General features: G+C 55.5%; 10 protein-coding genes and 1 tRNA gene. 9 read left to right on the top strand and 2 right to left on the bottom strand.

Annotated features, from left to right (window positions below):
• Positions 1-230: 230 nt before the first annotated feature.
• The 9 genes from PZBJ_RS12925 to ybiX all read left to right on the top strand — a co-directional run bounded on the left by PZBJ_RS12925 (position 231) and on the right by ybiX (position 10,444).
• On the top strand, positions 231-1,346 hold the full coding sequence (locus PZBJ_RS12925; RefSeq protein WP_101762802.1) for a branched-chain amino acid ABC transporter substrate-binding protein: 1,116 nt from the start codon (positions 231-233) through the stop codon (positions 1,344-1,346).
• 82 nt (positions 1,347-1,428) lie between these two features.
• A complete protein-coding gene (locus tag PZBJ_RS12920) occupies positions 1,429-2,343 on the top strand; it encodes an ABC transporter permease subunit (RefSeq protein ID WP_101762801.1) in 915 nt (304 codons plus the stop codon).
• A gap of 10 nt (positions 2,344-2,353) precedes the next feature.
• Positions 2,354-3,634 (top strand): high-affinity branched-chain amino acid ABC transporter permease LivM, encoded by a 1,281-nt coding sequence (gene livM / locus PZBJ_RS12915; RefSeq protein ID WP_101762800.1) that lies wholly within the window; start codon positions 2,354-2,356, stop codon positions 3,632-3,634.
• Positions 3,627-4,502 (top strand): ABC transporter ATP-binding protein, encoded by an 876-nt coding sequence (locus PZBJ_RS12910; RefSeq protein WP_101762799.1) that lies wholly within the window; start codon positions 3,627-3,629, stop codon positions 4,500-4,502. Before livM ends, PZBJ_RS12910 begins: the two co-directional genes overlap by 8 nt.
• Positions 4,495-5,244: an ABC transporter ATP-binding protein gene (locus tag PZBJ_RS12905; RefSeq protein WP_101762798.1), complete on the top strand. Its 750-nt coding sequence runs from the start codon at positions 4,495-4,497 to the stop codon at positions 5,242-5,244. The genes PZBJ_RS12910 and PZBJ_RS12905 overlap by 8 nt, the downstream gene beginning before the upstream one ends.
• Before the next feature lie 120 nt (positions 5,245-5,364).
• On the top strand, positions 5,365-6,777 hold the full coding sequence (locus PZBJ_RS12900) for an EmmdR/YeeO family multidrug/toxin efflux MATE transporter (protein WP_101762797.1): 1,413 nt from the start codon (positions 5,365-5,367) through the stop codon (positions 6,775-6,777).
• A gap of 132 nt (positions 6,778-6,909) precedes the next feature.
• Positions 6,910-7,077, top strand: coding sequence for a hypothetical protein (locus PZBJ_RS24225; RefSeq protein ID WP_167391193.1), 168 nt, complete (start codon positions 6,910-6,912; stop codon positions 7,075-7,077).
• 353 nt (positions 7,078-7,430) lie between these two features.
• On the top strand, positions 7,431-9,716 hold the full coding sequence (locus tag PZBJ_RS12895; RefSeq protein ID WP_101762796.1) for a catecholate siderophore receptor Fiu: 2,286 nt from the start codon (positions 7,431-7,433) through the stop codon (positions 9,714-9,716).
• A gap of 50 nt (positions 9,717-9,766) precedes the next feature.
• Entirely contained in the window at positions 9,767-10,444 is a 678-nt protein-coding gene (gene ybiX, locus PZBJ_RS12890; RefSeq protein WP_101762795.1) for a PKHD-type hydroxylase YbiX, read from the top strand.
• A 44-nt stretch (positions 10,445-10,488) separates the two neighbouring features.
• Here ybiX and PZBJ_RS12885 read toward each other — a convergent pair.
• Positions 10,489-10,564 (bottom strand) — tRNA-Asn (locus tag PZBJ_RS12885).
• A 103-nt stretch (positions 10,565-10,667) separates the two neighbouring features.
• Positions 10,668-11,444 carry a DgsA anti-repressor MtfA gene (gene mtfA / locus PZBJ_RS12880; RefSeq protein ID WP_101762794.1) on the bottom strand — a complete coding sequence of 259 codons (777 nt, stop codon included), beginning with the start codon at positions 11,442-11,444 and terminating at the stop codon, positions 10,668-10,670.
• Positions 11,445-11,754: the final 310 nt, after the last annotated feature.

Below are 11,754 nucleotides of genomic sequence, written 5' to 3'. Positions count from 1 at the left end.
TTCTGGAGCGATGCCCGAGTAATAAATCGTCCACCTTCGCGGTATTGGCGAGCTTATTGCTTAGTTTTCAACCGTGGCCTTTATGAATCTATCCGGTTCTCAAAGCAGGTTGCCATAAATGGCGACTCTTCGGGTGTTGGAGGCCGCACTCTGTTCTGCCGAAGTTTCAGAAATTGATTTCTCCCAGGCCGTGGTATGGCTCCGTTCCTGACCCGTTGAGGATTGAAAGCATGTCTTTGAAATTCATAAAACACCCAATGAAGGTGGCGATTGCAGGTTGTTTAAGCGTGGCCTTTTACGCTCAGGCAGATATTAAAATTGGTGTGGCGGGTCCGTTCTCTGGGCCTAATGCGACGTACGGCGCGCAATACTGGAAAGGCGCAAGCCAGGCCGCGGAGGATATCAATGCAGCAGGCGGCATCAACGGCGAGAAAATCGTGCTGGTACAGGGCGACGACGCGTGCGAACCGAAGCAGGCGGTATCCGTCGCTAACCGACTGGTCGATCAGGATAAAGTGATGGCGGTGGTCGGCCACTTCTGCTCCTCATCCACCATGCCCGCTTCGGAAGTCTATGATGAGGCCGGCGTTTTAGCGATCACGCCCGGATCCACCAACCCGAAAATTACCGAACGCGGCATGAAAACCCTATTCCGCATGTGTGGGCGTGATGACCAGCAAGGCGCCATCGCCGCGGATTACATCATCGACAAGCTGAAAGCGAAGAAAGTGGTCATCATTCATGACAAAGACACTTACGGCCAGGGTTTGGCGGATGCCACCAAAGCCTCACTTGAGAAGCGCGGCGTAAAAGAAGTGCTGTATGAAGGATTGTCGCGCGGTGAGAAAGATTTCAATGCGCTGGTAACCAAGATCGGCGCGCTGAAACCGGACGTGGTCTATTTCGGCGGCTGTCATCCGGAAGCCGGTCCGCTGGTGCGCCAGATGCGTGAGCAGGGCGTTAATGCGGCTTTCTTCTCCGGCGACTGCATTGTGACGGAAGAGATGGTGACGGCAGCAGGCGGCCCGCAATATACCAAAGGCGTCTACATGACCTTCGGCAACGATCCGCGCACTATCGCCGATGGCAAAGCGGTTATCGACAAATTCCGCGCCAGCGGATTTGAGCCAGAAGGTTACACCCTGTATGCCTACGCCTCCGTGCAGACGCTGGCCGCCGCTTACAAAGCAGCCGGTAAAGACAATGCCAAGGCCAGCGACTGGCTGAAAGCCAACAGCGTCGATACCGTCATGGGCAAAAAAGGCTGGGATAGTAAAGGCGATCTCAAGGTGTCGGATTACGTCGTGTATCAATGGGACGACAAAGGCAAGTATCACCAGCTGTAATGTGCCACGCGGCCCCGCGCAGTGCGGGGCCATTCGCCATTGCGCGCGAGGTGTGCGCTCCCATTGAGTACGAGACGACATTATGGACGCCTTTTTCTTACAGCAGCTGATCAACGGTTTAACGCTCGGTGCCGTATATGGCCTGATCGCCATCGGTTACACCATGGTTTACGGCATTATCGGCATGATCAACTTCGCCCACGGCGAGGTGTATATGATCTCCGCCTATCTGTGTGCCATTGGCTTATCGCTACTCAGCTTTTTTGGCATTCACTCCTTCCCGCTACTGATATTCGGCACCTTAATCTTCACCATTATCGTCACCTCGGCTTACGGCTGGGCGATTGAGCGCATCGCCTATCGACCGCTGCGCAACTCGACGCGCCTCGCGCCGCTGATTTCAGCAATTGGCATGTCAATGATTTTGCAGAACTATGTGCAGCTCAGTCAGGGGCCAAATCAGCAGGGCATTCCGACGTTGCTGACCGGCGTGTTGCGCATGGAATTTGATGGTGGCGTGGTGCAAATCACCTGGACCAAAATCTTCATCCTGATCGCGGCGTTTTGCGGCATGGCGCTGCTGACCTGGATTATCCAGTACACCAAACTCGGGCGTATCTGCCGTGCAGTGCAGCAGGATCGACGCATGGCTTCCATTCTCGGCATCAATACCGATCGCGTTATCTCGCTGGTGTTTGTGATTGGTGCGGCGATGGCGGGATTAGCTGGCGTGCTGGTGACGATGAATTACGGCACCTTTGATTTTTACGCCGGATTTATCATTGGCATCAAAGCGTTCACCGCCGCAGTGCTCGGCGGCATCGGTTCACTGCCGGGCGCGATGCTTGGCGGATTATTGCTGGGCGTCGCGGAAGCGCAGTTCGCCGGGATGGTGAATTCTGACTACAAAGATGTGTTCTCGTTTTCGCTGCTGGTGGTGATTTTGATCTTCCGCCCGCAAGGACTGCTGGGACGACCGCTGGTCGCTAAAGTGTGAGGAAGCCCCGATGAATGCAATGACGCAAAATCCTGTGCGCCAGGCGCTGCTCGATACGCTGTTGGCGGGGTTAGTAGCGCTGGTGGTATTTGGTCCGATTGTTGGCGTGGTGCTCGACGGTTACAGCTTCAAACTGTCGCCACAGCGCGTGGCGCTGCTGGTGGCGGTGGTGATGGCGGGGCGTTTGCTGTTCAGTTTGTTTCTGCACGCGCCTGTTGGTCAGCGCATCATGCGCAAGTTTGCCAGCAGCGATGACGGGGTTTACGTGCGCGAGCCCGGCTATCGTTCGCGTTTGCGCTGGATATTGCCGCTGCTGCTGATCGTGGCGCTGGCCTTTCCGTTTCTCTCCAGTAAATATCTGCTGACGGTGGCGATTCTCGGCCTGATTTATGTGCTGCTCGGGTTGGGCTTGAATATTGTGGTTGGGCTCGCCGGATTACTTGATCTCGGCTACGTGGCTTTTTATGCCATCGGAGCGTACGGCCTGGCGCTTGGCTATCAATATCTCGGATTGGGTTTCTGGAGCATGCTGCCGCTGGCGGCGCTGCTGGCAGCTTTTGCTGGCGCGCTGCTCGGGTTCCCGGTGCTACGCATGCACGGCGATTATCTGGCGATCGTTACGCTCGGCTTTGGTGAAATCATTCGTCTGGTGCTGACCAATTGGGTCGCCTTTACCGGCGGCCCGAACGGGGTTTCCGTGCCGTCGCCGACCTTCTTTGGCCTCGAGTTTGCCCGCCGCGCGCGCGATGGCGGCGTGCCGTATCACGAGTTTCTGCACGTCACTTACAACCCGAATATGAAATTTATCTTTATCTATGTTGTGCTGGTTCTGGTGGTGTTGCTGGTGCTGTGGATCAAGCATCGCCTGACGCGTATGCCGATTGGCCGCGCCTGGGAAGCGCTGCGTGAAGATGAGATTGCCTGCCGCGCGATGGGGCTTAACCATGTGTTGGTTAAGCTTTCAGCCTTTATGTTGGGCGCGTCAACGGCGGGCATCGCCGGGGTGTTTTTTGCCAGCTATCAAGGCTTCGTTAATCCCACCTCGTTTACCTTTTTTGAGTCAGCGCTGATTCTCGCCATTGTGGTGCTTGGTGGGATGGGATCGACGCTCGGCGTGGTGCTGGCAGCGTTTGTGCTGACGGTGGCACCGGAACTGCTGCGCAGCTTTGCCGAATACCGCGTGCTGCTGTTCGGCATGCTAATGGTGCTGATGATGATCTGGCGGCCACGTGGGCTGGTGCGCACCGCACGCGTTGGCGTGCCGCTGCGAAAAGGAGTGCGCCATGAGTGATGCCATCCTGCAAGTGGACAACCTGATGATGCGCTTTGGCGGCATCAAGGCGCTGAATGACGTCAGCCTGGCGGTGGAGCGCGGTTCGGTGACCTCATTAATTGGTCCTAACGGTGCCGGTAAAACCACGGTGTTCAACTGCCTGACCGGTTTTTATCGCGCCAGCGGCGGACGCATTGTGCTTAACGCCAATCAGCGCAGCACCGATGTGATTCAGGTGTTGGGGCAAAAAATTCACGCAGGTGACTGGATCAATCCTACACGGCTCGGCTCGCGGCTCTGGTACAAGATGTTTGGCGGCGCGCATCTGGTGAACCGCGCCGGGCTGGCACGTACTTTCCAAAATATCCGGCTGTTCCGCGAAATGTCGGTGATTGAGAATCTGCTGGTGGCACAGCATATGCAGGTCAATCGTCATCTGCTGGCGGGCGTGCTGAACACGCGCGGCTACCGCGAAGCAGAAAATCGCGCGCTGGATCGCGCTTTTTACTGGCTGGAGAACGTTGATTTGGTCGCCAGCGCCAACCGCCTGGCGGGCACGCTCTCTTACGGTCAGCAACGGCGGCTGGAGATCGCGCGCGCCATGTGTACGCGACCGGAACTGATTTGTCTGGATGAACCAGCGGCTGGGCTGAATCCGGTGGAAACCGAGGCGTTGAGCGCGATTTTGCATCGTCTGCGCGCCGACCATCGCATCAGCGTGTTGCTGATTGAACACGACATGCCAATGGTGATGCGCATTTCCGATCACATCGTGGTGCTCGATCATGGCGATGTGATTGCCCAGGGCACGCCGCAGCAAATTCGACACGATCCCAAAGTGATTGCCGCCTATCTCGGCGCAGAAGAGGAGAGCGATCATGGCTGAACCGATGCTGGCTTTTGAGCAAGTCGATGTGTTTTACGGTCCTTTGCAGGCGTTGAAACAGGTTTCGTTGACGGTGAATCAGGGCGAAACCGTGGCGCTGATTGGCGCTAACGGCGCGGGAAAATCCACGCTGCTGATGTCGATCTTTGGTCAGCCGCGCATTGCCAGCGGCGAGATCCGCTTGCGCGGCGAAGCGATCAGCCAGCGTTCGACGCACTTCATCGCCGCCAGCGGCATTGCGCAGGCCCCGGAAGGACGACGCATCTTCCCTGATATGACGGTGGAAGAGAACCTGCTGATGGGCACCATCGCTATCGGCGAACGTTTTGTTAAACAGGACAAAGATCGCATGTATCAGCTGTTTCCGCGCCTGCTGGAGCGGCGTAAGCAGCGCGCCATGACGCTCTCCGGCGGCGAGCAGCAGATGCTGGCGATTGCCCGCGCGCTGATGAGTCGACCCAAACTGTTGCTGCTCGACGAACCCAGCCTTGGCCTCGCGCCGATCGTGGTGAAGCAGATCTTTGGCATTCTGCGCGAGTTGACCCAGCAAGGCATGACGCTGTTTCTGGTGGAGCAGAATGCCCGCCATGCATTGCAACTTGCGGATCGCGGCTATGTGATGGTGAACGGTGAGATTCGCCTGAGCGGCAGCGGCGCAGAGCTGCTCAATAATGACGACGTGCGCAGCGCCTATTTGGGCGGCGCAGCCGATCCTGCGGTGGTGGCGACAAAAAGTTTGTAATAATGATTAAATGGTGAGGGGAAACACTTTGCATAATTCTCAGTGGCCTATCATCATTATTACTCTTCTTCCTCTCCAAAGTGATTTGGTAATCCCTTGCAAAATCCTGGCGTAGCAGTGATGCGGGCGGTCAGAAACACGGCGTGGTATCCCAAGCGCCGCGCTTACCGTACGTTGTTCTGGCGAGAAATCACCCCATTAGCCGTGCCCATCTTTATCGAAAACCTCTGCGTGATGCTGATGGGCGTCCTCAGTACCTTTTTGGTGAGCTGGCTGGGTAAAGAAGCGATGGCGGGCGTCGGTTTGGCCGACAGCTTCAACATGGTGATCATCTCCTTCTTTGCCGCCATCGATCTCGGCACCACGGTGGTGGTGGCGTTCAGCCTGGCGAAACGCAACGGCAAACGTGCGCGAGCCGCTACCAGACAGTCGCTGGGATTGATGACCGCGCTGGCGTTTGTGCTGGTGATCGCCATCGAGTTTTGGGGGCATCTGATCATTGATGTGATTGCCGGCAGCGCCGATCCCAAAGTGAAAGAGCTGGCGCTGAGCTATCTGCAAACCTCGGCGTGGAGCTATCCCGCAGCGGCAATTGCGCTGATTGGCAGCGGCGCGCTGCGTGGCGCGGGCAATACTAAAATCCCGATGCTGATCAACGGCGGCATGAACATTCTCAACATCGTGATCAGTAGCGTGCTGATTTACGGCTGCCTCGGTTGGGGAGGGCTGGGCTTTGTTGGTGCCGGATTGGGCTTGACCATTTCGCGCTACATCGGTGCGGCGGCGGCGATTTATGTGCTGTATCGCGGCATTACGCCAGCCCTGAAAATCTCCATCGCCAGCTATTTCCGGCGCTGGGATCGCAATATTCTGATGGAAGTGTTGGGCATTGGTGTGCCCGCCAGTATTGAATCGGTACTGTTTAACGGCGGTAAGCTGCTGACGCAGATTTTTGTCGCTGGCATGGGTACCAATGAGATCGCCGGTAACTTTATCGCCTTCTCGATTGCTTCGCTGATTAACCTGCCGGGTAACGCGCTGGGATCGGCGTCGACCATTATTACCGGCCGCAGGCTGGGGCTGAATCAGGTGATGCAGGCTGAACGGCAAATCAAACACGTGTTCTGGCTGGCGATGATTGGATTGTGTTCGCTGGCGCTGATCACCGTACCGCTCGCCGGAACACTCGCGCAGTTTTACAGCCGCGATCCAGAAGTCATTTCAGTTACCAAGCATTTGATTTGGCTGAATGCCGCCTTTATGCCGATCTGGACCGCTTCATGGGTACTGCCCGCCAGCCTGAAAGGCGCGCGCGATGCGCGTTACACCATGTATGTGTCAATGTTTAGCATGTGGGGCGCCCGCGTCGTAGCCGGTTATTTCCTTGGGATTGTGTTGGGAATGGGCGTGATAGGCGTGTGGCTCGGCATGTTCCTCGACTGGACGGTGCGCGGCGTATTTTTCTGGTGGCGACTCAACAGCGGCAAATGGCTGAACAATTACCGCAAGATGATGGCGAAGAGCAGGGGATAGGGCATTGGCTGGTGCCCATTGTGGGCTCTACGTATATGCATTAATTGGCAATGAAGCGCACAACTAATCGGTTTGGTTATAGGAGAGAATACGGTTTACTGTCAGCGTCAATCATTTGTGGAGAAGCTGACAATGAAACACCTCTTGCAGCAGTGGTTTAACCAACTGATCAATGGCGAGACTGGACCCGCAGAAGAGCGCGAATTCGATCTCAGTAATCATATCGACCTGCTGATTCCCATCAGCCAGCTGTACGGTGTTGAGTTCCATCCTTCGGTGTATCGTTACTATGAGAGATGAGCGCCTGCACCATGTCATCCGCTACAGCTACTGGAATGAGCTGTGCGCTGTTGAATAAAGAACCCGCTCTAGCCAGCGGGTTTTTTTATGCCTGAAATTTGACCCTTCGTTCAAAAAAATTCATCAGATTTTTACACTCTCTATCAATTGTCTTGATTCCGTAATTTTCTCGTAAAGAAATGTATTCCTAACTCGCGGCGTGCGTGTAAGATAGAAAAGTAAATGATAACCATTGGCGTTATCATTTAGGTGTCACGCCAGCTCAACGCCTTGCCGCCGGAATGCTTCTGCGCCAGGCCCTCCGCTGATGTGATGTGCGCGTCAATCATTACAAGAAACTCACTCCCTTAAAAATGGATAAAAATCGCACCCTGCCGTTTGGCAGCTTCAATTCGTTGACCCTGTTCACCGGGCTTTGCATTGGTATTTCTCCTGCTGCCGCATTAGCGGCAGAAAATGCCAACAAAAAATCTGACGATACCTTAGTGGTTGAAGCGCATACGCCATCGCTGTATGCCCCCAACGCATCTGCCGATCCGAAATTCAATCGTCCGCTGGTGGATACCACCCGCACCATGACGGTGATTCCGGATCTGGTGATTAAAGATCAGGGCGTAACCAATCTTACTGACGCGCTGAAAAACGTGCCGGGCGTGGGCGCGTTCTATGCGGGGGAAAACGGTAGTTCTACTACCGGTGATGCGGTGTATATGCGTGGCATTGATACCTCCAACAGCATTTACGTTGATGGTATTCGCGATATTGGTAGCGTGACGCGCGATACCTTCAACACTCAGCAGGTTGAAGTGATTAAAGGGCCATCGGGCACCGATTACGGACGCAGCGCGCCGTCAGGTTCGATCAATATGATCAGCAAACAGCCGCGCCTCGATAGCGGGCTCGACGCCTCAGTCAGCGTTGGCAGCGCGTGGATGCGTCGCGGCACGCTGGATTACAACCAGGCGATCAATGACAACGCCGCGTTCCGCCTCAATCTGATGGGTGAGAAAACTCACGATGCGGCGCAAGATAACGTGCAGAACGAGCGTTATGGCGTGGCGCCATCGCTGGCGTTGGGTCTGGATACTGCAACGCGCTTGTACCTCAACTATCTGCATGTGCATCAAAACAATACGCCCGATGGCGGCATTCCAACCATTGGCCTGCCGGGCTATTCGGCGCCAAATGCGGCGACATCGGCACTGAACAATTCTGGCAAAGTCGCGACCAGTAACTATTACGGCACCGATTCTGACTTTGATAAATCGACCACCGACAGCGCCACCATACGCTTCGAGCACGATATTAACGACAGCACCACCATCCGCAACACCACGCGTTGGTCACGCGTGAAGCAGGAATATCTGCTGACGGCAGTGATGGGCGGCGCCACCAATATCACTGCCCCGAACCGGAACGATGTGAATAGCTGGAGCTGGTCGCGCCTGGCGAACACCAAAGACACCAGCAACCGCATTCTCTCCAACCAAACCAACATCACCTCGAAGTTTTATACCGGTTCGGTTGGGCACGATGTCAGCGCGGGCGTGGAGTTTACGCGTGAAAATCAAACCAACTACGGCGTCAATGCGATCACGCCGCCATCGGTTAATATTTACCATCCTATCAGCAGCATTTCGGTGGGTGGATTGGACAGGAATGGTGCCAATGCTAACGGGCAAACCGATACCGCAGGCATTTACGCCTTTGATACGCTCGCCATTACCAACAGTTTTGAGCTGAACGGCGGCATTCGTCTCGATAACTATCACACCGAGTATGACAGCGCGACCGCCTGTGGCGGCACCGGACGCGGTGCGTTGACGTGCCCAGCTGGCGTGCCGCGCAATACGCCGGTTACCACCGTGGATACCGCAAAATCGGGCAATCTGGTGAACTGGAAAGCCGGTGCGCTTTATCGTCTGACCGAGCAGGGCAACGTCTATGTTAACTATGCCATTTCTCAGCAACCGCCAGGCGGCAGCAGCTTTGCACTGGCCGCGGGCGGCACCGGCAACAGCGCCAACCGCACTGACTTCAAACCGCAGAAAGCCAAGTCCAGTGAAGTGGGCACTAAATGGCAGGTGCTGGATAAACGTCTGTTGCTGAATGCTGCGCTGTTCCGTACCGATATTGAAAATGAGGTCACCGCTAATGACGACGGCACCTATTCGCAAGCCGGTAAAAAACGTGTGGAAGGTTATGAGCTCTCAGCCACTGGCAACATCACGCCAGATTGGGAAGTGATCGCCGGCTATACCCTGCAGCATGCGTCAGTGACCGAAGGGGATAGCGTATCGCAGGATGGATCTTCTGCGCTGGCTTACACGCCGAAGCACGCCTTTACGCTGTGGACCAACTATCAGGCAACCGATGCGCTTTCAGTCGGTGCCGGTGCGCGTTATGTGGGCAGCCTGCGTCGCGGCAGCGATGGTGCGGTCGGTACGCCGGATCACACCGAAGGTTATTGGGTCGCCGATGCCAAACTGGGCTACAAGGTGAACAACAACCTCGATCTGCAGCTCAACGTGTACAACCTATTCGATACCAACTATGTTGCCTCAATCAACAAGAGCGGTTATCGCTACCATCCGGGCGAGCCACGTACTTTCCTGCTGACGGCAAACGTGCACTTCTAAGTTAACGTCGTGGGGCGTGCGCGCCCCACAATTTTTGAGAGAACAACGCGATGATGTATCACATTCCTGCTGTACTGACGCCGGAAGAGGTAGCGAGTTTTAGCACGCTGCTGCAACAGGCCGAATGGATCGACGGAAGGGCGACGGTCGGCAGCCAGGGCGCGACGGTGAAAAACAATCAGCAGATCGATACCCGCACGCCACTGTACGATCAGCTGCAAACCGCGGTGATGCAGGCCCTGAACAACAACCCGCTGTTCTTTTCCGCTGCATTACCACGATCGATTTCCACACCGCTGTTTAACCGTTATGAGCAGGGCGAAACCTACGGTTTTCATGTCGATGGCGCGGTACGCCATAACGGCGCGGCGGGCTGGATGCGAACCGATCTCTCCGCCACGCTGTTCCTCAGCGAACCTGAAAGCTACCAAGGTGGCGAGTTGGTGATTGAAGACACGTATGGTCAGCACAAGGTGAAACTGCCAGCGGGCCATCTGGTGCTGTATCCGTCGAGCAGCCTGCATTGCGTCACGCCAGTTACCCAGGGTGCGCGCGTCGCTTCATTCCTGTGGATTCAGTCGATGGTGCGCGACGATAAACAGCGTGCCATGCTGTTCGAGCTGGATCGCAATATTCAAAGCCTCAAAGCGCGTCACGGTGATAGCGCAGAGCTGTTGTCGCTGCTGAACATGTATCACAACCTGCTGCGCGGCTGGACGGAAGTGTAAAAGCAAAAAGCCCGCTTAGTTTCCTAAGCGGGCTTCTCTAAATATGGCTCCTCTGACTGGACTCGAACCAGTGACATACGGATTAACAGTCCGCCGTTCTACCGACTGAACTACAGAGGAATCGTGTGAACGAGGCGAATATTAATTGCGCCCCTTGCAGGTGTCAACAGCTTAAAACACATTTGTATTCAACTGGCTAGCATTAGTACAAAGCGATCGCGATTTAAGCAGGTTCTGCTGTTAGCATCGCCAGTCGCGCCAGGGGATCCTGACGATAGAACTGCTGCAGATGGCGATACATCGCCGGGAAACGGTTAGCCAGTAAATCCGGTGCGCTGAAGAAATACTCCGACAGCACCGCAAAACATTCAGCCGCATCGCTGGCGGCGTAAGGATCGATGGTCGCCGCCTGTTCACCGACTAACTCAACTTCCGCTTCAATCTCCGCCATTGCCTGCAGCAGATCTTTCTCCCAACTGGCGACATCGCGCAGCGCCATCACCGGAATGCCGCTGGTATAGCCGCTGCCGCGCGCATCGAGTTTATGCGCCACTTCGTGGATCACCAGGTTAAAACCGGAGAGATCGAGCGAATCCTGAATATCCAGCGCATTCAGCACCACCGGACCTTGCGTCCAGCTTTGTCCAGCGTGCACCGCCGGCGCGTGATGCACCAGGCCGTTATCATCTTCCCAGCGATCGTCGACATTGAAAGGTTCAGGATAGATCAGCACTTCATGAAAGCCATCGAGCCATTCGAGACCGAGCTTCAACACTGGCAAACAGAACAGCAGCGCCAGACGCGTCAGTAACAGTTCATCGAGTTGCAGGCCTTGCAGCGGCGAGATTTTTTTCTGCTGCAGGAAGCGTTGCGCCAGCGTAACCAGCGCGGTTTTTTCATCAGGATCGAGCAGTGAAAAGATCGGCTGCGCCAGCGCCTGTTGCCAGGGCAGCGCCAGTACTGAAGTCTCTATTTGCGCATGCCACGGCCATTTGAACATTGCGTCACTCACTCTTCAGACGAAAACAGTATCCTGGCGCGGCAAAGGGGAAATTACCAGCGCGGAATCAAAGCCGGAGATTCAACCAGTTAATGGGGGATTTGTCTGTGATTGGCGTGGCAAAGCGGCAAAGTAAGTTTGCCTTCACACCAACGCTCTCCCGCAGGCGGTGTACAGTCCGGGGACATGGTGAACACTTGTTCGGGGACATGGTAGACACTTACAACTAAGGCATAAGAACCCGTTTATGGAGTCGCTTATGTCCTGGGATGCGAGAGATACCATGTCATTACGTAAAGAGTTTGTTCTG

It is taken from the genome of Pantoea endophytica, assembly GCF_002858935.1.
Lineage (GTDB): Bacteria > Pseudomonadota > Gammaproteobacteria > Enterobacterales > Enterobacteriaceae > Pantoea > Pantoea leporis.
Note: the sequence above shows the minus strand (reverse complement) of the source record. Positions and strands in the feature narration are given on the sequence as shown.